The organism is Sphingobium sp. KCTC 72723 (assembly GCF_014280435.1).
Taxonomy (GTDB): Bacteria; Pseudomonadota; Alphaproteobacteria; order Sphingomonadales; family Sphingomonadaceae; genus Sphingobium.
The window spans coordinates 2,335,531-2,358,739 of sequence record NZ_CP060388.1; the positions used below are offsets into that span (position 1 = coordinate 2,335,531).

Below are 23,209 nucleotides of genomic sequence, written 5' to 3' on the forward strand. Positions count from 1 at the left end.
TACGCGGCAATGGATAAGGGTCGGTAAATGGGACTTCATTTTGTCGCATTCCGCGATGCGGCCCGTCGCATCACTCCCCGCATCACTCCCCACTGGCACCCGGCGCGCATCATCCGTATATGCGCAACCATGCAGCCCCAGTTTCAACTCGCAGAGCCGCTGAACGCGCGGCGGATCGTCGTCGCCATGTCAGGCGGGGTGGATTCGTCCGTCGTCGCCGCGCTGGCCGCCAAAACCGGCGCGGAAGTCATCGGCGTCACGCTCCAGCTATACGATCATGGCGCGGCAGTGGGCCGCACCGGCAGTTGCTGCGCGGGGCAGGACATACGCGACGCGCGCGCCGTGGCCGACCGCATCGGCATCGCCCATTATGTGTTCGATTATGAAAGCCGCTTCCGCGATTCGGTGATCGCCGACTTTGCCGACGAATATATGGCCGGGCGCACCCCCATCCCCTGCGTCAAATGCAATATGGGGGTGAAATTCACTGATCTATTCCAGATTGCGCGCGATCTTGGCGCCGATTGCCTCGCCACCGGCCATTATGTCCGCCGGGTCGAGGGCGCGTCTGGCGCGGAACTGCACCGCGCCGCCGACCCCGGCCGCGACCAGAGCTATTTCCTGTTCGCCACCACGCAGGCGCAGCTCGACTATCTGCGCTTTCCCTTGGGCGGCCTGCCCAAGCCAATGGTGCGCGAAATCGCCGCCGAACTGGGGCTGGCCGTGGCGTTGAAGCCCGACAGCCAGGACATATGCTTCGTCCCCGACGGCGATTATGCCAAGATCGTCCGCAAACTGCGCCCCGACGCGGACGAAGGCGGCGACATCGTCCATATCGATGGTCGCACGCTGGGTCGGCATAAGGGGATGATCCATTTCACCGTGGGCCAGCGCAAGGGGCTGGAAATCGGCGGCCAGCCCGATCCGCTCTACGTCATCCGCCTCGACGCGCCGGGCAAGCGCGTGATCGTGGGACCAAAAGCCGCGCTGGCGGTGTCGGGCGCGAGCCTCACCGACATCAACTGGCTGGGCCGCGACTTTGCCGGGCCACTCACCGCCAAGGTGCGCTCTATGGCCAAGCCCGTGCCTGCGCGGCTGGTGGACGGACAGCTTTTGTTCGACGCCCCCGAATATGGCGTCGCGCCGGGGCAGGCCGCAGTGCTGTATGACGGCGACCATGTGCTGGGCGGCGGCTGGATCGAAGCCACGCAAAGCGCGATGGTTGAAATGGCCTGACATTATAAGCCCCTCTCCTTCAGGGGAGGGGTTGGGGTGGGGGCGTGCGGCGAAATCCAGCGTCAAGATTGCCTCCCACCCCCACCCCTTGGTCCCCTCCCCTGAAGGAGAGGGGATAAGAAGACCCCAAATCCTTGCCCTCCCCCCCGCGCCCGGCTAAGGCCCGCGCGTCATGACTCGCACCCTCACCTTCGCCATTCCCAAGGGCCGCATCCTCGATGAAGCGCTGCCCCTGCTCGCCAAAGCCGGTATCGAGCCGGAGGCGGAGTTTCATGACAAGAAAAGCCGCGCCCTGCGCTTCGCCACCAACCGCCCCGACGTGTCGATCATCCGCGTGCGCGCGTTCGACGTCGCCACCTTCGTCGCCCATGGCGCGGCGCAGATCGGTATCGTCGGTTCCGACGTGGTGGAGGAATTCGACTATTCCGAGCTTTACGCGCCGGTGGACCTCGACATCGGCCATTGCCGCCTGTCGGTCGCCCAGCCCGCCGATGACGGGCAAGAGGATGAAGCCGCGATCAGCCATGTCCGCGTCGCCACCAAATATCCCCACCTCACCCGCAAATATTATGAAGCGCGCGGGCTTCAGGCGGAATGCGTCAAGCTGAACGGCGCGATGGAACTGGCTCCCTCGCTTGGCCTGTCGCGGCGCATCGTCGATCTCGTCTCGTCGGGTGCGACGCTGAAAGCCAATGGCCTTGTCGAAACCGACATCATCATGCCGATTTCCGCGCGCCTGATCGTCAACCGCGCCGCCTTCAAGATGCGCTCGGCCGAACTCGCGCCGATGGTGGAGGCGTTTCGTCGCGCCGTGGGGGTCAGGGATGCGGCGTAATTGCAATCACCGTGCTCCCGCGCAGGCGGGAGCCCAGGCCAGAGGACGGAACTGGACTCCCGCCTGCGCGGGAGCACGCTGCGTTTTGACCTCAGGATTGTGTGCATGACCCAGCGCCTCACTACCACATCCCCCGATTTCGCCGCTGCCTTCACCAATCTGGTCGACGCGCGCCGTGAAGCCGACGAAGATGTCTCGCGCGATGTCACCGCGATCCTCAAGGCTGTGCGCGCGGGCGGCGACGCCGCGCTGGCGGATTATACCCAGCGGTTCGACCATCACGACCTCGACGTCACCGGCTGGGCCGTCACGCGCGCCGAAACCCGCGCCGCGCTCGACGCCCTGTCGACCCCGCTGCGCGACGCGCTGGAACTCGCCGCCGCGCGCATCACCGCCTATCATGAAAAGCAGCGCCCGGTGGACAGCGACAGCGTGGACAGCGCGGGCGTGCGCCTTGGCGCGCGGTGGAGCGCGGTCGATGCCGCTGGCCTCTATGTGCCGGGCGGTCGCGCCGCCTATCCCAGTTCGCTGCTGATGAATGCCATCCCGGCAAAGGTCGCGGGCGTGCAGCGCATCGCCATGGTCACGCCGACCCCCAATGGCGACATCAACCCGCTGGTGCTGGCCGCGGCCCAGATTGCAGGGATTGAGGAAATCTGGCGCGTCGGCGGGGCGCAGGCCGTCGCCGCGCTTGCCTATGGCACCGACCGCATTGCCCCCGTCGATGTCATCACTGGTCCCGGCAACGCCTGGGTCGCCGAAGCCAAGCGGCAGCTTTATGGCGTGGTCGGCATCGACATGGTGGCTGGCCCGTCCGAAATTCTGGTCGTCGCCGATGGCAAGAACAACCCGGACTGGATCGCCGCCGACCTGCTCAGCCAGTCGGAACATGACCCGACCAGCCAGTCGATCCTGTTCACCGATGACGCTGCTTTTGCCGATGCCGTGGCCGCTGCGGTCGAACGCCGCCTGCCGCTGCTATCGACACAGGCCGTCGCCACGACCAGCTGGGCCGCCAATGGCGCGATCATCATCGTGCGCGATTTTGAGGAAGCGATGCCGCTGGTCAATCGCCTCGCCGCCGAACATCTCGAACTCGCGGTGGACGATCCCGACGCCCTGTTCGCCAAGGTACGCCATGCAGGCTCCGTATTCCTCGGCCGCATGACGCCCGAAGCGGTCGGCGATTATGTCGCCGGGCCGAACCACGTCTTGCCCACCGGCCGCCGCGCGCGCTTTTCGTCGGGCCTGTCGGTGCTGGACTTCATGAAGCGCACCAGTTTCCTCAGCCTTGACGATGCCGCGATCCGCGCGATCGGCCCGGCGGCAGTCGCGCTGGCGCAAGCGGAAGGGCTGCCCGCCCATGCCGCGTCTGTCTCACTCCGTTTAACATAGAATCCGTTCGCCCTGAGCGCAGTCGAAGGGCTGGGCAGAGCCGAAGGCGAAGCCGCTTCGCTCCGCTCAGCAGAGGGCTTCGACAAGCTCAGCCTGAACGGTTAAGGAAGACATTATGAACGCACGCTCCAAATCCCGCTCTGCCGCACGCCTCGCTGCGGTCCAGGCGCTGTATCAACTGGAAATGGAAGGCACGCCCGTCCATATCCTGCTGCATGAATTCCACCAGCACCGCCTGGGCGCAACGATCGAGGATGTGACCTACACCCCGGCGGAGGAACCGTTTTTCGACGATATCGTCATGGGTGTGGACAAGCGCCGCGACGAAATCGACGCGCTGATCGTCGCGCGCCTTTCCACCGGCTGGAGCCTCGACCGCCTCGACAAGCCGATGCGCCAGATATTGCGCGCAGGCAGCTACGAACTGCTCGCTCGTGCAGACGTGGCCACCGCCACCGTAATCAGCGAATATGTCGATGTCGCCCACGCCTTCTACGACAAGCGCGAAACCGGCTTCGTCAACGGCCTGCTCGACGGCGTGGCGAAGGACGTGCGGAAGTAAAATATCCGTTCGCCCTGAGTCCGGTTCGAAAAGAGACTATCGCATATGATGGCTCGCTCTCCTTCATCGTCACCCTGAACTTGTTTAGCTGCGCTGGCCTGCGGCTCAGGGTCCATTTCTCGTCACGAACAGTCGCTTTTTGGGCCTGATGGATGCTGAAACAAGTTCAGCATGACGAAGTAAAATGGTGTGTATTGCATAGGCGATGCCCCCGGCTCGAACGAGGGGGCAAATGGAGGATGGAGTATGAGCCAGGAATCCCGCTTCCTCACCTTGCTGCGCCTGCTGGCGCATGATCCCGCCGCGCAGGGGTTGCGCGATGATGTCGCGGTCCTGCCCGTGGGCGATACCCGCCTCATCCTGACCAGCGATACGATGGTGGAGGGGGTGCATTACCTGCCCACCGATCCGCCCGCCGACATCGGTTGGAAACTCGCGGCGGTGAACCTGTCGGATCTCGCGGCCAAGGGCGCGCGCCCGGTCGGCTGCCTGCTCAACTATGCGCTGTCGGGCGACGATGGCTGGGACGCGGCCTTCCTCGAAGGGTTGGGCGACGCGCTCGACCGGCACGCCATGCCGCTGCTGGGCGGCGACACGGTGCGGATGCCCGGCGACAGCGCCCGCAGCTACAGCCTGACCGCCATCGGGCAAGCGACCGGCCCCGTCCCCACCCGATCAGGCGCGCAGCCCGGCGACCGGCTCTATGTCACTGGTCCGGTCGGCGACGCAGGCATCGGCCTTGCCCTTGCCCGTGCCGATCCCGCCGCAACCGGCCCGCTGGTCGATGCCTATCGCCGCCCGCGCCCGCGCCTGACCGAAGGCGCTTTGCTCGCCCCCCTGGCCAGCGCGATGATGGACATATCGGACGGCCTGCTGATTGATGCGCAGCGCATGGCACAGGCCAGCGGCGTCGCCATCACCATCGACCATATCCCGCTATCCCCCGCACTGGAAAAAGCGCGCGGGGCCAGCACCGCCGTTCAGATCGCCGCCGCCCGCGCGGGCGACGATTATGAACTGCTTTTCACCCTGCCCCGTGGCACCACGCCCCCCCTCCGCGCCATTCCCGTGGGCCATGTGGCGGAAGGCGCGGGCCTCACCCTGATGATCGACGGCGCGGTCGTCCCGCTGCCCGACCGGCTCGGCTGGGAACATGGCTGACGGATCAGCGCCCCGGAAAGGGCGGAAATTCCAGCGGCGGTCGCGCTGCGCCGGGCGTCCCGCGCGTGACGGCAGCATATAGCGCCAGCCCCGGCCCGCTGAACGCCACTGCGCCCATCGCCACTTGCGTCGCCAGCATCACGCCTGCGCCCCACCACCATGCGCGATGCACCACCCCGGTGCGCCGCTTATCGGCGATCATCCCCGCCAGCGGGAACAGCATCACCGCTGCAAATACGCCCCACGCCGCCCAGGGAATCATCAACGGCATGGGCAACAGCCGCCCCCAGGCTGGTCCGGTCAGCACCGCCATCGCGCAGAACAGCAAGCGGCGGTGCCAGTCGGTTCGCCGTCGCAACCTGATCGCCGCCGTGACCAGCCCGCCGAACGCCAGCACCGATAGGCTGTTCATGAACAGGAAAAAGGCCGGCTGAAAGAAAAACGGCGTCGTCCCCCGTCGCACCATCATCACCGTGGTTGCAATCCCCACCAGCACGATCACCACCGCCCAGCCTGCGCCGATCCAGCCGAGCCGCCGGTGCAGGGCAATCGACCCGCCCGCCACCAACGCGGATTGCAGCACATAAAAGGCCGTCCAGCCGAAAAATATCAATGCATGGGAGTGAACGGTCCATGGCGCGACAAAGCTGGATCGCCCCATCGCCAGTTGCAGCGAAAAACCTGCGACATTGATGAGCGCCATGATGATCGCCATCGTCAGAAAGAAACGATCGTCGCGCGCTATGGACAAGGGCATATAGGCAGTCGCCACGATCATTCCCCCCACATCGTTCGCGGCCACTCTATACTGTGCGCAACCCCGCTACAACGCAGCGGGACACCGAACATCCACCTTGACGCGCGCCTTCCACTCTGTAGCTTCGTTCCACCCTATTCTCAGCCCGGTTGGACCGCTTATGTGCGCGTGCCTGATGCTGATTGACGCGGTGCCTTATGTCGGATCATCCCTGTCCGGCCGCCCGCTCCTGCGCCCTTCGTCTGTCCGTCATTCCCTGCGGAGCAGCCGATGAAAGCCATAACAGGGGGAGAGGAACGCAAATGCAGATTGTCCATATCGCCATAGGGTGCGGCCTGCTGGCCATACTCTACGGCCTTTTCACCAGCCGACAGGTGCTGCGGCAACCGGCGGGCAACGCCACCATGCAGGAAATCGCAGGCGCCATTCAGGAAGGGGCAAAGGCCTATCTGGCCCGCCAATATAGCACCATCGCCGTCGTCGGCGTCGTCATGGCGGTGCTGGTCGCCTTCTTCCTTGGCCTTACATCGGCCATCGGCTTCCTGATCGGGGCGATCCTGTCGGGCGCGGCCGGGTTCATCGGCATGAACATTTCCGTGCGCGCCAATGTCCGCACCGCCGAAGCCTGTCGCGGCACGCTGCAAAGCGGGCTGACGGTGGCGTTCCGCGCTGGCGCGATCACAGGTATGCTCGTGGCGGGCCTCGCCCTGCTCGCGATCAGCGTCTTTTTCTGGTATCTGACCGGACCCGCAGGCTATGCGCCCGACGACCGGCTGGTGATCGACAGCCTCGTCGCGCTGGCATTCGGCGCATCGCTCATCTCCATCTTCGCGCGCCTTGGCGGCGGCATCTTTACCAAGGCGGCCGATGTCGGCGCGGACCTGGTGGGGAAGGTGGAGGCTGGCATCCCGGAGGACGACCCTCGCAACCCCGCCGTCATCGCCGACAATGTCGGCGATAATGTCGGCGATTGCGCGGGCATGGCCGCCGACCTGTTCGAAACCTATGTCGTCACCGTCGGCGCGACCATGGTGCTGACCGCCCTGCTCGTGACCGGGGTGGACAATGCCTTCCTGATGCAGCTCATGGCGCTCCCGCTCGCGGTTGGCGGCATCTGCATCATCACCTCGATCATCGGCACCTATATGGTGCGGCTGGGCGCCAGCCAGTCGATCATGGGCGCACTCTACAAGGGCTTCTGGACCACGGCCTTGCTCTCCATTCCCGCCATATATTATGTCTGTGCGCAGGTATTGGGCGACATGAACGCGGTGTTCGGCGCGGACCTTGACGGGGTTGGCGGCTATACCGGCATGGCGCTGTTCTGGTCGATGATGGTCGGCCTGGCCGTCACTGGCCTGCTGGTGGTCATCACCGAATATTATACCGGGACCAATTACCGCCCGGTCCGCAGCATCGCGAAAGCGTCTGAAACCGGCCATGGCACCAACGTCATTCAGGGGCTGGCGATCAGCCTGGAATCGACCGCGCTGCCTACGCTGGTGATCGTCGTCGGCATCATCGTCGCGCACCAGCTGGCGGGCCTGATCGGCATCGCCTTTGCTGCCACTGCCATGCTGGCAATTGCGGGGATGGTCGTGGCACTGGACGCTTATGGCCCGGTGACGGACAATGCAGGTGGCATCGCCGAAATGGCGCATCTCGACGACAGCGTCCGCGTCAAAACCGATGCGCTCGACGCCGTGGGCAACACGACCAAGGCCGTGACGAAGGGCTATGCCATCGGCTCTGCGGGGCTTGCCGCGCTCGTGCTGTTCGGCGCGTATACGGAGGATCTGAAATTCTACAACGCCGCGCTCGGCCTGACCGAGCCAGTCGATTTCAGCCTTTCCAACCCCTATGTCATCGTCGGCCTGCTGCTCGGCGCATTGCTGCCCTATCTGTTCGGGGCGATGGGCATGACGGCGGTGGGCCGTGCGGCGGGCGATGTGGTGAAGGACGTGCGCGCACAGTTTGCGGAAAACAAGGGCATCATGGATGGCACCAGCAAGCCCGATTATGCCCGCACGGTCGACCTGGTGACGAAGGCCGCGATCAAGGAAATGATCGTCCCCTCGCTCCTCCCCGTCCTCGCCCCGATCTTCGTCTATTTCGCGATCGCGGCCGTGGCGGGCGTCTCCAACGGATTTTCCGCTTTGGGCGCGCTGCTGCTGGGCGTCATCGTCTCCGGGCTTTTCGTGGCCATTTCCATGACCAGCGGCGGCGGCGCATGGGACAATGCGAAAAAATATATCGAGGACGGTCATCATGGCGGCAAAGGCAGCGACGCCCATAAGGCTGCGGTGACCGGCGACACGGTGGGCGATCCCTACAAGGACACCGCCGGGCCAGCGGTCAACCCGATGATCAAGATCACCAACATCGTCGCCCTGTTGCTGCTCGCGGCACTGGCACATGGCGCGGCGTAAGGGCTTGATCATCTTCCTGAAAAAACGATAATCCCGGTTCGACCCCGCCCCGTCCATGCGGCGGGGTCGAACATCGGGGGGAATGCATGAAGGCCGTTTTCGCGTCATTGTCCGCTATTGCGCTGGCTCTTGCCTCGCCCGCTGCCGCCCAACCTGCCGCCCCGACGCCTGCTCCGGCCCCGGCCCCAGCCCCAGCCCCAACCCCAGCATGGACGATCAAGGATTTCGCCGCCCTGCCGATGATGGAGCGCCCCGCTCTGTCACCCGATGGCCTGCACATCGCCAGCCGCGCGGCAGTCAATGGTGCGCAGATGCTGGTGATCGCCGATGTGCAGGAAGGGCCGAACCGCCTGCGCCTGCTGCCGATGGGCGAAAACGACCTCAACTGGTGGAAATGGGTCAATGACGACTGGCTGATCGCGGGCATCGGCAACGAAACCAATGTGCAGGGGATGCCCTGGTATCTCAGCCGCGTCGTCAGCGTGAAACGCGACGGCAGCAAGATCAACATATTGGCCAAGAATGTCGCCGCGCAAAGCGCCGACGACGTCATCTGGGTCGCCCGCGACGGGTCGCCCCGCATCCTCCTGTCCTACCAGACGTCGATCTATTATACCGATCCCGGTTTCTGGCCCAAGGTGGATGAAATCGACATCACCAACGGGCGGATGCACAGCGTCATCGCCCCGCGCCAGCATGTGCGCGGATGGTATGCCGATGCGGGCGGCACCGTCCGCATGGGGGTGGGCTATAATGACGCCACCCGCACCGCCAAACTGCTTTACCGCCCCGACGCCCGCGCCTCCTTCCGCACCGTCGATCGCGCCAATCGCCGCAACGACGAATCGCTGGTGGTGCCTTTGCTGTTCACTGCCGACCCGTCCAGGGCCATCGCCAGCGACGACCGCGATGGCACCGACGCGCTCTACGACCTCAATCTCGCCACGCTCGAACTGGGGCAGAAACTGTTTTCCGCGCCCGGTTTCGATCTGGGCGGGATAGAGGAGGACGCCAGCGGCACTGGCCTAACCGGGGTGCGCTACACGGCGGACGCCCCTGCGGTCCACTGGTTCGATCCCGGCCTCGCCAAGGTGCAGGCCGACATCGACAAGGCGGTGGGCGACCGGCGTGCGCGCATCATCTCCACCAGCCGCGACAATCAGCGCATGATCGTCCATGTCGGCACCCCGGACCAGCCGGGCGTCTATTATTATTACGATACCGCCGCAGGCGCGATGAGCGTGCTGTCGCGGGCCAGCGACCGTTTCGGTGGCAAGACCCGCCTGTCGCCTGTAAAAACCATCCGCTACAAGGCACGCGACGGGCTGGACATCGCCGCCGTGCTGACCGTGCCTGCAGGGCGAGAGGCCAAGGATCTGCCCTTCATCCTGATGCCCCATGGCGGCCCCTTCGCCCGCGACAGCGAAACCTGGGACTGGTGGGTCCAGTTTCTCGCCTGGCGCGGCTATGCCGTGCTGCAACCCAATTATCGCGGATCGTCGGGCTATGGCACCGCCTTTGCCGAAAAGGGCGAGGGGCAATGGGGGCTGTCGATGCAGGACGACCTGAACGACGCCGTGGACTGGGCCGTCAAGCAGGGCATTGCCGACCCAAAGCGCGTCTGCATCGTCGGCGCATCCTATGGCGGCTATGCCGCGATGCGCGCGGCCCAGCGCGACGGCGGCAAATATCGCTGCGCCGTCTCCTATGCCGGGGTATCCGACCTGTCGGCAATGATGCGCTATGACAGCCGCTTCCTCAACCATGGCACCCGCCGCGACTGGATGAAGCAACAGGCGCCCGATTTCGCCGCCGTCTCCCCGGTCAATTTCGCCGCGCAATTTTCCACCCCCATCCTGCTGATGCACGGCAAGAAGGACCGCCGCGTGCAAGTGGCCCAGTCGCGCGAAATGGCCGAAAAGCTGAAAAGCGCAGGCAAGGCGGAAGGGCGCGACTATATCTATGTCGAACAGCCGCTCGCCGACCATTTCTTCTCACGCGAAGCTGATCGCGTGGAGTTTCTGGAGCGGCTGGACACCTTCCTCAAGGCGCATAATCCGGCATAAATCAAACAAAGTTTCATCCAATTACAGTCCATTACCGCCAAGACCCTGCTTGGCTCCGACCGCATCAGCAGCCACCGTCCCCCCATAACAAAGGGGGAACGGAGCAATGCGTCTTAGCTGGCCGGAAATACGGGCGAACGCGGCGCATTTCGCGACCGAATGGCGCGACAAGGGCTATGAAAAGGGCCAGACGCACAGTTTCTACGACGAATTTTTCCGCATCTTCGGCGTCCCGCGCAAACAGGTGGCGGTGTATGAACAGCGGGTAAGGGCGCTCGATCCGGGGCGGTCGAACGGCTTTATCGACCTGTTCTGGCCCGGCACGCTGATCGTCGAACAGAAAAGCATGGGCCGCGACCTGACCCGCGCCATGACCCAGGCGCTCGATTATTATGACTGGCTGCCCGAAAGCCAGCGCCCCCGCCACATGATGGTGTGCGATTTCCAGCGCTTCGAACTGCTCGATCTGGAAACCCGGCGCGAATGGCGCTTCCCGCTGACCGACCTCAAACGCCATGTCGAAGCATTCGGCTTCATTCTGGGCGTCCAGCCGCGCCTGTTCCGTAACCAGTCGCCGGTCAACCGCAAGGCGTCCTAACTGATGGGCCGCCTGCACAATGCACTCGCGGCCGATGGTTATACGGGCCATGATCTGGAACGGTTGCTGGTGCGCCTGCTGTTCATCCTGTTCGCCGACGACACTGGCATTTTCGAGCGCAAGGACCAGTTTCTCACTTTCCTCGAACAGCGCACCAGCGCCGACGGGCGTGACCTTGGCCGCTGGCTGGGCGAATTGTTCCAGACGCTCGATACCCCGCCCGACCGGCGGCAACAGGGGCTGGACCCAGATCTGGCCGAATTTCCCTATATCAACGGCGAATTGTTCCGCGAACGCATCGCCATGCCGTCCTTCGACCATGCCATGCGCACCATGTTGCTGGACGCCAGCATGTTCCACTGGGGCGACGTGTCCCCGGCCATTTTCGGCTCCCTGTTCGAAAGCGTGATCGACAGCGTCACCCGGCGGCGGCAGGGCGCGCATTACACGCCCGAACAGGCGATCCTCAAAGTCATCGAACCCCTGTTTCTGGACGATCTGCGCGCCGAATTTGCCCGCGCCAAAGGGCTGCGGTCGGGCCGGGCCCGCGCCGTGCGCGCGCTGCATGACCGGCTGGGGACGCTTGCCTTCCTCGACCCGGCCTGCGGGGCGGGCAATTTCCTCGTCGTCGCCTATCGCGAATTGCGCGAACTGGAACGGGAGATTTTGAAGGAACTGCTCACCGCCGACGGCAGGGTCGAACTGGTAATGGATGTCGCCGCCCTCTCCAAACTCGATGTCGACCGCTTCTTCGGCATCGAAGTGGACGAATTTCCCGCTATGATCGCGCAGGTCGCCTTGTGGATGACCGACCATATCGCCAATACCCGGCTGGCCGAGGATTTCGGCCAGCATTATGCCCGCATCCCGCTGGTCAAAGCCCCCGGCATCCGCCACGCCGACGCGCTGGAGATCGACTGGAACGATGTCGTTCCGGCGGAGCGATGCACCCATATATTGGGCAATCCGCCCTTCGTCGGCGCGAAATTCCAAACCCCGCAACAGCGCGCACAGGTGCGACGGCTGGCCGACCTGCCCGGCAGCGGCGGCACGCTCGATTATGTCGCGGCATGGTTCATCAAGGCGGCGCGCTATGGCGCGGGCGGCGACACCCGCATCGCCTTCGTCTCCACCAATTCCATCATCCAGGGCGAACAGGTGGCCCAGCTATGGCCGATCCTGTTTCGCGCAGGCGCGGAAATCGCCTTCGCCCATCGCCCCTTCGTCTGGCCGGGCCGTGCGGCGGTGCATTGCGTCATCATCGGACTGTGCGCGCGCGGCGCGGAAGGGCCACAAAAACGCCTGTTCAGCTATGCCGACGCGAAGGGCGAACCGACCGAAACCCGCCATGGCGCGCTGACCGCCTATCTGTTCGACGCGGGCCAGGCCGACCGCCATCTGGTGGTGAAAGAAGAAAGCCGCCCGATCAACGGCGCACGGCGGCTGCTCACCGGATCGAAGCCACTTGATGGCGGCTTTCTTGTCCTCGACGCGCAGGATCGCGCAATGCTTCTGGAAGCCGAGCCGGAGGCAGACGCACTTCTCCGCCCCTATCAGGGGGCGCATGAATTCATCAATGGCTATGTCCGTTGGGTGATTACGGCGTTCAACGCCTCTCCAGACCGATTGCGCAAATTGCCCATGATACGGCAGCGCCTTGCCAATGTGCGTGACTGGCGACGGGCCAGCAACAGCCGCACGACCAGCGCTCTCGCCGACACACCCGCGCAATGGCACGTCACTGTCATGCCGGATGCGCCCTATCTGGTCATTCCCAACACGTCCTCGGAAAGGCGCGACTATATCCCCATTGGCTGGGTGAACGCACCAATCATCCCCAATCAGAAATTGCGGGTTTTACTGGACGCCACGCTCTGGGAATTTGGCCTGCTGACCAGCCGGATGCACATGGCTTGGATGCGCCAGATCAGCGGCCGGATGAAGAGCGACTACATGTATTCCGTCGGCGTCGTCTACAACACATTCCCCTGGCCCGAAGCCGCCGACCCGCAGCGCGCCACCATCGAATCGCTGGCGCAGGCCGTGCTGGACGCCCGCGCCCTGCCGCAGAACGCCACCTCGTCGCTCGCCGATCTTTATGATCCCGACACCATGCCCGCGCCCCTGCGCCGCGCCCATCGCGATCTCGATCATGCGGTGGAACGACTCTATCGCAAAGCCCCCTTCGCGTCCGACCGCGAACGGGTGGAACATTTGTTCACCCTCTACCAGCACATGATCGCCCCGCTGAATGGCAAGCAACGGTAACGCCTTGCGCTTCCCTGAACAAAATAGTTTAAATTCAGTATATTAAACCAATCACGCACCGCTTTCGCCGCTCCCTCTGACCACACCTATGAACGCGGCAAACCTTTGCTTATAACCTGCTATGGTCGTTATGGGCGAACTTAGTCATGTTCCGCTTTTACCCCCTCCCATCTTGCCCCCCATCCCGCCCGCGCCTATAGCCCCGCCCATGACTGCTGAACCCTTGGCCAGGCAGCTTGCCGCGCTGGAAGCGCGCGGGCGGCTGCGGCATCTGATCCCCCGCGCCGGGCGCGATTTCGCCTCCAACGACTATCTCGGCCTCGCTGGCGATCCCATGATCGCGCAGGCCGTGTCCGACGCAATTGCGCGCGGCGTGCCAGTGGGGTCGGGCGGATCGCGCCTGCTGCGCGGCAATGCCCCCGAACATGAAGGGCTGGAGGCAAAGGCCGCCGCCTTCTTCCGCACCCAGGCCGCTTTGTTCGTCGCCAACGGCTTCGTCGGCAATCTGGCGCTGTTCGCCACCCTGCCCCAGCGCGGCGACCTGATCGTCGCGGACGAACTGATCCACGCCAGCGCCCATGACGGCTTCCGCATGAGCAAGGCGACGACCGTGTTCGCCCGCCATAACGACGTGCAGAGCTTTGCCGACCTGATCGCCGGTTTCCGCAAGGAAGGGGGCAAGGGCCGCATCTGGATCGCGGTCGAAACGCTTTACTCAATGGACGGCGACCTTGCCCCGCTGGCCGATCTCGCCAAGCTGGCCGCCACCCATGGCGCGATGCTGGTGCTGGACGAAGCGCATGGCACCGGCGTGTTCGGTCCGGGCGGACGCGGGCTTTCGGCGGGTCTGGACGGACTGCACAATGTCATCACGCTGCACACCTGCGGCAAGGCGATGGGGACCGAAGGCGCGCTGATCTGCGCCCCGCGCCTCGTCATCGACTATCTCATCAACCGCGCCCGCGCCTTCATCTTCTCGACCGCACCGTCGCCGCTGATGGCCGTCGCCGCCTCCGCCGCGCTCGACCGGATAGAGGATGCCAGCGACCTGCGCGACCGGCTCAAGACGCTGCGGCAGGACGCGGCCGAAGCGATCTGCGCCCCGCTCGGCCTGCCCACCCCCCGCAGTCAGATCGTCCCGGTCCTGTTGGGAGAGGACAAGCGCGCCATGGCCGTCGCTGCCGCCTTGCAGGAGGCCGGGTTCGACGTGCGCGGCATCCGCCCGCCCACCGTCCCGCCCGGCACCAGCCGCCTGCGCATCTCGCTCACGCTCAACGTCGGGCGCGTCGATGTCGCCGCGCTGGGCCGGGAATTGCAGCGGATCGTCAAATGACCATCCTCGTCGTCACCGGGACCGACACCGGCATCGGCAAGACCGTGTTCGCCGCCGGTCTGGCAGGCGCTTTGGGCGCGCATTACTGGAAACCGATCCAGGCCGGGATCGACCCGGAAGGCGACAAGGAAACGGTCGCCGCCCTGTCCGGCCTGCCCGCCGCCCGCATCCTGCCCGAAGCCTATCGCCTCACTACCCCTGCCTCCCCCCACCTTGCCGCGCGGATCGACGGAGTGACGATCACGCTCGACCGGCTCGCCTTGCCAAAGGTCGACGGCCCGCTTGTGGTGGAGGGCGCAGGCGGCGTGCTGGTCCCGGTCAGCGACACGCTGCTGATGGCGGACCTGTTCGCTTATTGGGGTCAGCCCGTCATCCTGTGCGCCCGCACCGCGCTTGGCACCATCAACCACAGCCTGCTCAGCATCGAAGCCTTGCGCGCGCGCGGCGTGCCGATCGCGGGCATCGCCTTCATCGGCGCGCCCCACGCGGAGAATGAGCGGATCATCCCGACGCTGGCCAACATTCCCTGCCTTGGCCGCCTGCCCCTGCTCGATCCGCTCGACCCGGCCAGCCTCGCCACTGCTTTTGCGAACAGCATCACGCTTTCCTAAACTTTCAACGGCCGATAATTTTCGACCAACGACATGGACTGCTTTGTTGGACAGGCGTTCAACTCCATGTCAGCATGGATGGTTCAAGCCTTCCATATCCAGCAAAGCCAAGGGACGCTTTCATGAAAACTCTCCTCCTCAGCGCAGCGGCAACCGCCCTCGCGCTCGCTGCCACTTCGGCCCATGCGCAGCAGCCTGCGCCAACCACTGCCGCAGCGGCCAAGCCGACCTATGGCACCTATGGCTTCGACACGGCAGGCATGGATCCTTCGGTGAAGGCCGGCGACGATTTCTACGATCATGCCAATGGCACATGGGCAAAAAACACGCCGATCCCTGCCGACAAGGCGAATTTCGGGGCGTTCAATACGCTGGACGAACTGTCGCGCACCCGCACGCGCGGCATTTTGGACACGGCCCGCAAAGACCCCGGCAGCAAGATCGGCGCGGCCTATGCCAGCTATCTCGACACCGCTGCGGTCGAAGGCAAGGGACTTGCCCCGATCAAGCCATGGCTGGCCGAAATCAAGGCGATCAGGGACAAGGCCGGTTACGCCTCCGCGCTGGCCAAGGCCGCCCGCGCCGGTGTCCCCGGCCCGTTCCGCTTCTATGTGGGGCAGGATGACAAGGATCCCGAAACCTATATCCTGACCATGGGCCAGAGCGGCCTGGGCCTGCCCGATCGCGACTATTATCTCGACCAGAGCGAGAAGATGGCCGCCATCCGCACCGCCTATGTCGCTCATCTGGAACAGATGCTGACGCTGGCAGGCGAAACCGATGCCAAGGCCCGCGCCACCGCGCTGATGGCGTTCGAAACGGATGTGGCCAAAGTCCACTGGACCCAGATCGACAGCCGCGACGCGGACAAAACCTATAACAAGACGACGCTGGCCGACCTGCAAAAGGCCGCGCCCGGCTTCGACTTTGCGACATGGTTCAAGGGCAATGGCCTGACGCCTGCCAGCCTGCTGGTGTCGCAACCCAGCGCCGTGACCGGCGAAGCGGCACTGATTGCCAAGGCACCCATCGGCGTTCTGCGCGACGCGCTGCTACTGCGCAGCCTGCACAAATATGCCGATTTCCTGCCCGACAACATCGCCAACGCCGATTTCGCTTTCTACGGCACCACCTTGTCCGGCACGCCGCAGCGTGAGGAACGGTGGAAGCGTGGCGTCGATTTCCTCAAGGAATCGCTGGGTGAGGAAGTGGGCAAAGCCTATGTCGCCCAATATTTCCCGCCCGAAACCAAGGCGGCGATGGATGTGCTGGTCAAGAATGTGATCGCCGCCATGGGCCGCCGCATCGACGGCCTGCCATGGATGAGCGACACGGCCAAGGCGCGCGCGCACAAGAAGCTGGCCGCCTTCACCCCCAAGATCGGCTATCCCGACAGGTGGCGCGATTATGCGGGCCTGACGATCAAGGGCGACGATCTGATGGGCAATGCGATGCGCGCCGAACAGTTCGGCTTCGACTATAATATCGGCAAGCTGGGCAAGCCGCTCTATCGCTGGGAATGGGGCATGACCCCGATGGAAATCAACGCCTATGCCAATTTCGGCATGGTCGAAATCGTTTTCCCCGCCGCCATCCTGCAACCGCCCTTCTTTGATCCCAACGCCGATCCGGCTGTCAATTATGGCGGCATCGGCGCAGTGATCGGTCATGAACTGAGCCATCATTTCGACGATCAGGGCGCGAAATATGACGAAACCGGCAAGCTCAACCAATGGTGGACCGATGCCGACGTTGCCAATTTCAAGGGGCTGACCGACAAGCTCGTCAAGCAATATGACGCCTATGAACCCTTCCCCGGCGCGCATGTGAAGGGCGCGTTCACGCTGGGCGAGAATATCGGCGATCTGGGCGGCCTTGCCGTCGCGCTCGACGCCTATCACGCCTCGCTGGGTGGCAAGGCGGCTCCGGTGATCGACGGCATGACCGGCGACCAGCGCTTCTTCCTTGGCTGGGCGCAGGTATGGCGGCGCAACTATCGCGAAGCCAATCTGCGCCAGCGTCTGGTGACCGATCCGCACGCCCCGTCGCAATATCGCGCCGACATCGTGCGCAATTTCGACGCCTGGTATGATGCGTTCAAGCCGGAAGCGAGCGGCAAGATCAGCCTGAAGCCCGACGCGCGCGTCAAAATCTGGTAAGCAGGACCAGATGGCGGGAGCGCAACGCCAGCGCTCCCGCTCTTGGCCCGGCACGCGCGGCAGGATAAGGGGCGTGGCATGACCTCTCCGGTATGGCACCCCTTCACCCAACATGGCCTGCATGAGCCGATCCCCCATGTCGTGCGGGCCGAGGGCGCATTGCTGCATCTGGCCGATGGCGGCACGCTGATCGACGGCATATCCAGCTGGTGGGTCACGACCCACGGCCATTGTAACCCCCGCATCGCCGCCGCCATCGCGCGGCAGGCGGCAACGCTCGATCAGCTGATTTTCGCAGGCTACACCCACGCCCCGGCAGAGGAAGTCGCGCGCGGCCTGATCGCCATCGCCCCGCGCGCGCCCGACCAGCCTACCCTTTCCCATGTCTTTTATTCCGACAGCGGATCTACGGCGGTCGAAGTCGCGATCAAGATGGCGCTGGGCTACTGGCATAATCTGGGCCAGCCCGAACGGCACCGCATATTGGTGCTGGAACATGGCTATCATGGCGACACGATCGGCACGATGTCGATGGGGGAACGCGGCGTCTATAATGCGGCCTGGACGCCATTATTGTTCGACGTCGGCACCATCCCCTTTCCCGCGCCGGGCGCGGAGCAGGCGACGTTGGACGCGCTGGAAGCTGCCTGCGCGCTGCGCCCCGCCGCCTTCATCGTCGAACCGCTGATCCTGGGCGCGGGCGGGATGCTGATCTACCCCCCACATGTCTTGGGCGAAATGGCCGCGATCTGCCGCCGCCACGGCGTATTGTTCATTGCCGACGAAGTGATGACCGGATGGGGCCGCACCGGCACGCTGTTCGCCTGCGAACAGGCAGGCGTAGTGCCGGACATCATGGCCGTGGCCAAAGGGATCACCGGCGGCGCGCTCCCGCTCGCTGCCACGCTGGCCACTGCCGCGATCTTCGATGCGCATTGTTCGACCGATCGCGCCCGGCTATTCTACCATTCGTCCAGCTACACTGCCAACGCCATCGCCTGCGCCGCAGCGGCGGAAAATCTCGCCATCTGGCAGGAGGAGGATGTGCTGGGCCGCATCGCCAATTTAGCGCAGGGAATCGCGGCGCGACTCGACACGCTGTCCCGCCACCCCGCCTTCGCCCATCCGCGCCAGCTTGGCACGATCGCCGCGATCGACCTGATTGCCGCGGACGCAGGCTATTTGTCCGACCTTGCCCCCCGCCTGCGCGCCTTTTTTCTGGAACGTGGCCTGTTGCTGCGCCCGCTGGGCAACACTATCTACCTGTTGCCGCCTTATTGCATGGATGCCGGTCAGCTTGATCGCATCTTCGATGCTCTGGCCGAAGCAGGCGATTTTTTCGGTGCAAATGCCTGACTTTCATTTTGCACCATTTGGCGCTATGGCGGCGCGATTTTACGAATTCGGGATATTATGGCAAAAGAAGAACTGCTTGAAATGCGCGGACAGGTTGTGGAGCTTCTCCCCAACGCCATGTTCCGCGTCCGGCTTGAAAATGATCACGAAATCCTCGGTCACACCGCAGGCAAGATGCGCAAGAACCGCATCCGCGTGCTGGTGGGCGACGAAGTGCTGGTTGAATTGACGCCTTATGATTTGACCAAGGGTCGGATCACCTACCGCTTCAAATAAGCCACATCGCGATGCGGCTCATATTGGCTTCTGCTTCCCCCCGGCGTCTGGCGCTGTTGGGGCAAATCGGCGTTGTCCCCGACGCGGTGGACCCGGCCGATTGCGACGAAACCCCGCGCAAGGCGGAATTGCCGCCTGTCTATGCCGCGCGCGTCGCGGCGGAGAAGGCGGCAGTCGTCGCCGCGCGCCATCCCGGCGCACTGATCCTGTCGGGCGACACCGTCGTCGCGGCGGGGCGGCGCATCCTGCCCAAGGCAGAAAGCGCGGATGAAGCGCGTGCCTGCCTTGCCCTACTGTCGGGCCGACGTCATCGCGTGTTGAGCGCGATCACGCTGATAGACGGGCAAGGGCTGGCGCGGCACCGGCTGTCGACCAATATCGTCACGTTCAAACCGCTCGATCAGAGCGAGGTGGACCGCTATATCGCCAGCGAAGAATGGCGCGGCAAGGCCGGTGGTTACGCCATTCAGGGCAAGGCCGCTGGCCTGATCCGTGCGATACAGGGCAGTCACAGCGCCATCATGGGCCTGCCGCTTTACGAAACCCGCGCGCTGCTGAAAGCGGCGGGCTATCCTCTCGATTAGGACAGACTATGGCCGAGTGGCTTTATGAAGAAGGCATTGGCGAGGCCCGCGCTGCGCTGATCGAAAAGGGTAAGCTGGTTGAAGCCCAGATCGAACGCGAAGGCGACGCCGTGCGCGCCGGTGCGATCGCGCAGGGTCGGCTGATCACCACCATCATCCCCAAGAAGCGCGGCATCGTCCGCCTGCTGACGGGTGAGGAAGTGCTGATCGAACCCATTCCGCCCCGCCTTTCGGAAGGCGCGAACCTGATGGTCGAAATCACGCGCGAAGCGATACCGGAGGAAGGCCGCGACAAGCGCGCCAAGGGCCGCACGGCGCAGGCGGGCGCAAAAGTCCACCCCGGTCCCAGCCTGCTGCAACGCATCCGCACCACCGGCGTCCCCGTCGTCCCCTGCCCCGCGCATGAGGAAGACCGGCTGGAAGCCTGTGGCTGGAGCGAATTGATGGAGGAAGCGATCAGCGGCGAAGTCGGCACCGAAGCCGCCGCCCTGCGCCTCTATGTCACGCCCGCCATGCTGCTGATCGACGTCGATGGATCGCTGCCGCCCGCGCAGCTTGGTCCCAAGGGCGCGAAGCTCGCCGCGCAGGCGATCCGACGCATGGGCCTGACCGGTTCCATCGGCATCGACCTGCCGACGATGAACAACAAGGACGAGCGGATGATCGCCGCGGCGCAGATCGACAAATATCTGCCGCTCCCGTTCGAACGCACTGCCGTCAACGGCTTTGGCTTCCTTCAGGTGATTCGCCGCCGCGAACGCACGAACCTGATGGAATTGTTGCGCGAAGACCCCGTCCTGACCGCCGCGCTGGCGCTGCTGCGCCGGGCCGAACGCCATGGTCAGGGCGGCAGCGCGACGATCACCGCCGCCCCCGCCGTCATCGACTGCCTGCACAAACGGTCCGACTGGATCGAGCAACTCGCCAAGCGGCGCGGTGGCACGGTTTCGTTGCAGGCGGACGCAACCCTGACCCTGTCGGGTGGTCATGTCGCCTAAAGCCGCCTCCTGCCCGGTATGCCGCCAGCCCGCATCGCCCGAAAACCGGCCCTTTTGCAGCCCCGCCTGCCGCGACCGCGACCTGTTGCAATGGCTGGGCGAAGGCTATCGCGTACCCGGCCCACCCGCCGAGGAAGGCGCTGAAAAAATCGGCAATTATGGGCTGGACAGCGACGCGGATTGACGACTATAGGCACGCTTCCATCGGGCGGAGCCATCCGCAGTTGGCCGTGCCTGGATAGCTCAGTTGGTAGAGCAAGCGATTGAAAATCGCTGTGTCGGCGGTTCGAATCCGTCTCCGGGCACCACATTCCCCTTCGCCATCATTCGCTGACGGGTTTACAAACCCAGCAAATCAGCCATATTCGGCGATGGTCCTTTCGCTGGCTTTCGCTGTTATTCGCTGACAGCCGGAGATTTTGGGGGCCAGATTGGGGCCCATTTCATGCGTGGCCCCAGGCGACATGGAAATGGCCCCCACGATGGCGTTGACCGACACGGCGATCAAAAATGCCAAGCCCAAGGATAAGCCCTATAAAATGGGTGACGCCGGTGGGCTTTTTTTGTTGGTCCAGCCAAGCGGTGGAAAGCTCTGGCGGCTCAAATACCGTGTCGATGGCAAGGAGAAGAAGCTGGGTCTGGGCACCTATCCCGAAGTCAGTCTGGGTGATGCGCGCAAGGGCCGCGACAAGGCCCGTGAGTTGATAGCCATGGGCAAAGACCCCGGTGTCGAGAAGGTGCGGAAGAAGGTTCAGGATCGCATCTCCGCCGACAACACCTTTGCCACGGTCGCCGCCGAGTTCATCAACAAGCGGACCAAGGAGGGCTGGGCGGAAAACACGCTGGCGAAGGCGGAATATCTGCTGGGCAACCTGAGCCCCGCGATCGGACGGATGCCAGTGGCCGAGATCCTGCCAGCCGATCTGATCCCTGTTCTCAAGCGGGTCGAGGGCAAGGGCAATCTGGAGACGGCCCGGCGGATGCTCCAGTTCGCCAGCCAGGTCTTTCGTTATGCGGTCGCCACGACTCGGCTGACATCTGACCCCACCCGCGATCTCAAGGGCGCGCTGATCGCACCGAAGCCGAAGCATCATGGCGCGATCATCGACCCGGTGAAGGTGGGTGAACTGCTGCGCGCGATCGATGGCTACGATGGCAACTATGTCACCCTCTATGCCTTGAAGCTCTCCCCGCATGTTTTCGTGCGCCCCGGTGAATTGCGTTCGGCCATGTGGAAGGAAATCGACATTGAGGGCGCTGTTTGGACGATCCCGGCCGAAAAGATGAAGATGCGCAAACCGCATCATGTCCCCCTCTCCCGCCAGGCGCTCTCCCTATTGAACGAGTTGCGCGAATTGACTGGCGGCAGGCTCGGTCTGGTGTTCCCGTCGATCCGTTCCACCGCCCGCCCCATGTCGGAAAACACCGTCAACGCGGCGCTCCGGCGGTTGGGCTTCACGGGCGACGAGATGACCGCTCACGGTTTCCGCGCCATGGCTTCAACACTGCTCAATGAGAGCGGGAAATGGCATTCAGACGCCATTGAGCGGGCATTGGCGCATCAGGACAGCGATAATGTCCTGCCGCATACCATCGCGGCGCACACTGGAAAGAGCGCGTCGAGATGGCGCAATGGTGGTCGGATCATCTCGACCAGTTGCGCGCCGGTGCGGCGATCCTGAATTTCCCGACGGAGGGGCGTGGTTGATGTCTGCGGATGAGTCGTTCATTTTCCAGATGGGCGAGCCAGGCGATCGCCTGTGGCTCGGTCGACTTGCCGAGCGCCTCCGTTATCGGGAGGCTCAATATAGGGCGGCGAAGCAAGCTAGCTCGAATCTTGACGAAGACCCTGATCATGTGCGGATAGAGGCAACTGCGGCGGCGACATGGTCGCTACTAGAAATATACGGTGCGCTATCGTCCTTACCTGAGTTTGCGGGTTCCGTGGGACTGCTTCCTATCCAAGACTTGATTGGGGCGCTTGGTGACCTCGCAAAAGGTAACAAGCCTGCGATGCTTATGCCCGCCGCTGGCGTTGGCCTTGGCGTCGACACCTTCAATAAGACTTACGTTAAGAAACAGGCAGTGGCTGGCACTGAAGCACTGAAAGCGGCTGGCTGCTCGATGAAAAAAGCATGCTCGATCGTGGCCAAGGTTTTTGCTGATGCGGGCGTTAAGGGCCGCAAAGGAGGCCGGTTAAGCGCTGGTACTGTCGAGCATTGGGCTGCTGTGATCGAGGGGGATGCCGCAATGGCTTCCCAAATTAGGGATTTCGCGGCTTCTTGGCATGTAGTCGGTAGACCTCTGCCCACCATCGCCGAGGCGACCGAATGGATACGCCGGGTGGCGGCTAGTGCGGCGGTTCAATCTAAAATCTGATTATCCCTCCACGCAATCAGGCGCAGGAGAGGGCCAAACCTGTCAATCGGCGTCCAAACGGGACCCACTATCGGCGTGCAAAAGGGAACCACCTTGCGGCGTTGCGCTGGGGTTGATGCCGGGCGCGGATTTCGCGCTGGCGCTGGCGTAGGGAGGGCGTAGCCCGACCGGAGGCAGCGCCAGCGCGAAGCAATTTTTATGGGGGC

The 23,209-nt window shown here is 64.0% G+C and carries 19 protein-coding genes, 1 tRNA gene and 1 pseudogene; 20 read left to right on the forward strand and 1 reads right to left on the reverse strand.

What is annotated here, in order from left to right:
* The first annotated feature begins 129 nt into the window (after window positions 1–129).
* The 5 genes from mnmA to thiL all read left to right on the forward strand — a co-directional run bounded on the left by mnmA (window position 130) and on the right by thiL (window position 5,189).
* The gene (gene mnmA / locus SPBM01_RS11535) at window positions 130–1,236 is read left to right on the forward strand and encodes a tRNA 2-thiouridine(34) synthase MnmA (RefSeq protein WP_188061968.1); all 1,107 of its coding nucleotides are present in this window, start codon (window positions 130–132) and stop codon (window positions 1,234–1,236) included.
* A 172-nt stretch (window positions 1,237–1,408) separates the two neighbouring features.
* On the forward strand, window positions 1,409–2,071 hold the full coding sequence (hisG, locus tag SPBM01_RS11540) for an ATP phosphoribosyltransferase (protein WP_188061969.1): 663 nt from the start codon (window positions 1,409–1,411) through the stop codon (window positions 2,069–2,071).
* A 105-nt stretch (window positions 2,072–2,176) separates the two neighbouring features.
* Window positions 2,177–3,466, forward strand: a complete 1,290-nt coding sequence (gene hisD / locus SPBM01_RS11545; protein WP_188061970.1) for a histidinol dehydrogenase — start codon at window positions 2,177–2,179, stop codon at window positions 3,464–3,466.
* A gap of 115 nt (window positions 3,467–3,581) precedes the next feature.
* Window positions 3,582–4,028 carry a transcription antitermination factor NusB gene (gene nusB / locus SPBM01_RS11550; RefSeq protein WP_188061971.1) on the forward strand — a complete coding sequence of 149 codons (447 nt, stop codon included), beginning with the start codon at window positions 3,582–3,584 and terminating at the stop codon, window positions 4,026–4,028.
* Between the two features lie 246 nt (window positions 4,029–4,274).
* A complete protein-coding gene (gene thiL, locus SPBM01_RS11555; protein WP_188061972.1) occupies window positions 4,275–5,189 on the forward strand; it encodes a thiamine-phosphate kinase in 915 nt (304 codons plus the stop codon).
* A gap of 4 nt (window positions 5,190–5,193) precedes the next feature.
* Here thiL and SPBM01_RS11560 read toward each other — a convergent pair whose 3' ends face one another.
* A complete protein-coding gene (locus SPBM01_RS11560) occupies window positions 5,194–5,967 on the reverse strand; it encodes a hypothetical protein (RefSeq protein ID WP_262504135.1) in 774 nt (257 codons plus the stop codon).
* Between the two features lie 281 nt (window positions 5,968–6,248).
* Between SPBM01_RS11560 and SPBM01_RS11565 the strand changes: the two genes are divergently transcribed.
* The 15 genes and pseudogenes from SPBM01_RS11565 (at window position 6,249) to SPBM01_RS11630 (ending at window position 23,003) form a co-directional block, all read left to right on the forward strand.
* The gene (locus SPBM01_RS11565; RefSeq protein ID WP_188061973.1) at window positions 6,249–8,375 is read left to right on the forward strand and encodes a sodium-translocating pyrophosphatase; all 2,127 of its coding nucleotides are present in this window, start codon (window positions 6,249–6,251) and stop codon (window positions 8,373–8,375) included.
* 86 nt (window positions 8,376–8,461) lie between these two features.
* On the forward strand, window positions 8,462–10,441 hold the full coding sequence (locus SPBM01_RS11570; RefSeq protein WP_188061974.1) for an alpha/beta hydrolase family protein: 1,980 nt from the start codon (window positions 8,462–8,464) through the stop codon (window positions 10,439–10,441).
* Window positions 10,442–10,547: 106 nt separating this feature from the next.
* Entirely contained in the window at window positions 10,548–11,039 is a 492-nt protein-coding gene (locus SPBM01_RS21755; RefSeq protein WP_223177687.1) for a type IIL restriction-modification enzyme MmeI, read from the forward strand.
* 3 nt (window positions 11,040–11,042) lie between these two features.
* The gene (locus SPBM01_RS11575) at window positions 11,043–13,307 is read left to right on the forward strand and encodes a class I SAM-dependent DNA methyltransferase (RefSeq protein ID WP_223177688.1); all 2,265 of its coding nucleotides are present in this window, start codon (window positions 11,043–11,045) and stop codon (window positions 13,305–13,307) included.
* A gap of 208 nt (window positions 13,308–13,515) precedes the next feature.
* On the forward strand, window positions 13,516–14,640 hold the full coding sequence (locus SPBM01_RS11580; protein WP_188061975.1) for an 8-amino-7-oxononanoate synthase: 1,125 nt from the start codon (window positions 13,516–13,518) through the stop codon (window positions 14,638–14,640).
* Window positions 14,637–15,251 carry a dethiobiotin synthase gene (bioD, locus tag SPBM01_RS11585; RefSeq protein WP_188061976.1) on the forward strand — a complete coding sequence of 205 codons (615 nt, stop codon included), beginning with the start codon at window positions 14,637–14,639 and terminating at the stop codon, window positions 15,249–15,251. Before SPBM01_RS11580 ends, bioD begins: the two co-directional genes overlap by 4 nt.
* A gap of 122 nt (window positions 15,252–15,373) precedes the next feature.
* Window positions 15,374–17,410 carry a M13 family metallopeptidase gene (locus SPBM01_RS11590; RefSeq protein ID WP_188061977.1) on the forward strand — a complete coding sequence of 679 codons (2,037 nt, stop codon included), beginning with the start codon at window positions 15,374–15,376 and terminating at the stop codon, window positions 17,408–17,410.
* 78 nt (window positions 17,411–17,488) lie between these two features.
* Window positions 17,489–18,766 carry an adenosylmethionine--8-amino-7-oxononanoate transaminase gene (locus tag SPBM01_RS11595; RefSeq protein ID WP_188061978.1) on the forward strand — a complete coding sequence of 426 codons (1,278 nt, stop codon included), beginning with the start codon at window positions 17,489–17,491 and terminating at the stop codon, window positions 18,764–18,766.
* A 57-nt stretch (window positions 18,767–18,823) separates the two neighbouring features.
* Entirely contained in the window at window positions 18,824–19,042 is a 219-nt protein-coding gene (gene infA, locus SPBM01_RS11600; RefSeq protein WP_003049127.1) for a translation initiation factor IF-1, read from the forward strand.
* A gap of 11 nt (window positions 19,043–19,053) precedes the next feature.
* Complete coding sequence (locus tag SPBM01_RS11605; RefSeq protein ID WP_188061979.1) at window positions 19,054–19,626, forward strand: Maf family protein; 573 nt, start codon at window positions 19,054–19,056, stop codon at window positions 19,624–19,626.
* An 8-nt stretch (window positions 19,627–19,634) separates the two neighbouring features.
* Complete coding sequence (locus tag SPBM01_RS11610; protein WP_188061980.1) at window positions 19,635–20,624, forward strand: ribonuclease; 990 nt, start codon at window positions 19,635–19,637, stop codon at window positions 20,622–20,624.
* Entirely contained in the window at window positions 20,614–20,808 is a 195-nt protein-coding gene (locus tag SPBM01_RS11615; protein WP_188061981.1) for a DNA gyrase inhibitor YacG, read from the forward strand. The genes SPBM01_RS11610 and SPBM01_RS11615 overlap by 11 nt, the downstream gene beginning before the upstream one ends.
* A gap of 48 nt (window positions 20,809–20,856) precedes the next feature.
* Window positions 20,857–20,932: transfer RNA gene (locus SPBM01_RS11620), tRNA-Phe, on the forward strand.
* Window positions 20,933–21,106: 174 nt separating this feature from the next.
* Window positions 21,107–22,332, forward strand: a pseudogene (locus SPBM01_RS11625) (tyrosine-type recombinase/integrase).
* The gene (locus tag SPBM01_RS11630) at window positions 22,332–23,003 is read left to right on the forward strand and encodes a hypothetical protein (protein ID WP_188061982.1); all 672 of its coding nucleotides are present in this window, start codon (window positions 22,332–22,334) and stop codon (window positions 23,001–23,003) included. Before SPBM01_RS11625 ends, SPBM01_RS11630 begins: the two are co-directional and overlap by 1 nt.
* The last annotated feature ends 206 nt before the right edge of the window (window positions 23,004–23,209 follow it).

Excerpts from the sequence above, each read along its gene's own strand:
- SPBM01_RS11565 (WP_188061973.1), top strand. The coding sequence starts at position 6,249 with ATGCAGATTGTCCATATCGCCATAGGGTGCGGCCTGCTGGCCATACTC.
- nusB (WP_188061971.1), top strand. The coding sequence starts at position 3,582 with ATGAACGCACGCTCCAAATCCCGCTCTGCCGCACGCCTCGCTGCGGTC.
- SPBM01_RS21755 (WP_223177687.1), top strand. The coding sequence starts at position 10,548 with ATGCGTCTTAGCTGGCCGGAAATACGGGCGAACGCGGCGCATTTCGCG.
- mnmA (WP_188061968.1), top strand. The coding sequence starts at position 130 with ATGCAGCCCCAGTTTCAACTCGCAGAGCCGCTGAACGCGCGGCGGATC.
- bioD (WP_188061976.1), top strand. The coding sequence starts at position 14,637 with ATGACCATCCTCGTCGTCACCGGGACCGACACCGGCATCGGCAAGACC.
- SPBM01_RS11570 (WP_188061974.1), top strand. The coding sequence starts at position 8,462 with ATGAAGGCCGTTTTCGCGTCATTGTCCGCTATTGCGCTGGCTCTTGCC.
- hisG (WP_188061969.1), top strand. The coding sequence starts at position 1,409 with ATGACTCGCACCCTCACCTTCGCCATTCCCAAGGGCCGCATCCTCGAT.
- SPBM01_RS11610 (WP_188061980.1), top strand. The coding sequence starts at position 19,635 with ATGGCCGAGTGGCTTTATGAAGAAGGCATTGGCGAGGCCCGCGCTGCG.
- hisD (WP_188061970.1), top strand. The coding sequence starts at position 2,177 with ATGACCCAGCGCCTCACTACCACATCCCCCGATTTCGCCGCTGCCTTC.
- SPBM01_RS11590 (WP_188061977.1), top strand. The coding sequence starts at position 15,374 with ATGAAAACTCTCCTCCTCAGCGCAGCGGCAACCGCCCTCGCGCTCGCT.
- infA (WP_003049127.1), top strand. The coding sequence starts at position 18,824 with ATGGCAAAAGAAGAACTGCTTGAAATGCGCGGACAGGTTGTGGAGCTT.
- SPBM01_RS11630 (WP_188061982.1), top strand. The coding sequence starts at position 22,332 with ATGTCTGCGGATGAGTCGTTCATTTTCCAGATGGGCGAGCCAGGCGAT.
- SPBM01_RS11605 (WP_188061979.1), top strand. The coding sequence starts at position 19,054 with ATGCGGCTCATATTGGCTTCTGCTTCCCCCCGGCGTCTGGCGCTGTTG.
- SPBM01_RS11615 (WP_188061981.1), top strand. The coding sequence starts at position 20,614 with ATGTCGCCTAAAGCCGCCTCCTGCCCGGTATGCCGCCAGCCCGCATCG.
- SPBM01_RS11560 (WP_262504135.1), bottom strand. The coding sequence starts at position 5,967 with ATGATCGTGGCGACTGCCTATATGCCCTTGTCCATAGCGCGCGACGAT.
- SPBM01_RS11580 (WP_188061975.1), top strand. The coding sequence starts at position 13,516 with ATGACTGCTGAACCCTTGGCCAGGCAGCTTGCCGCGCTGGAAGCGCGC.
- SPBM01_RS11575 (WP_223177688.1), top strand. The coding sequence starts at position 11,043 with ATGGGCCGCCTGCACAATGCACTCGCGGCCGATGGTTATACGGGCCAT.
- SPBM01_RS11595 (WP_188061978.1), top strand. The coding sequence starts at position 17,489 with ATGACCTCTCCGGTATGGCACCCCTTCACCCAACATGGCCTGCATGAG.
- thiL (WP_188061972.1), top strand. The coding sequence starts at position 4,275 with ATGAGCCAGGAATCCCGCTTCCTCACCTTGCTGCGCCTGCTGGCGCAT.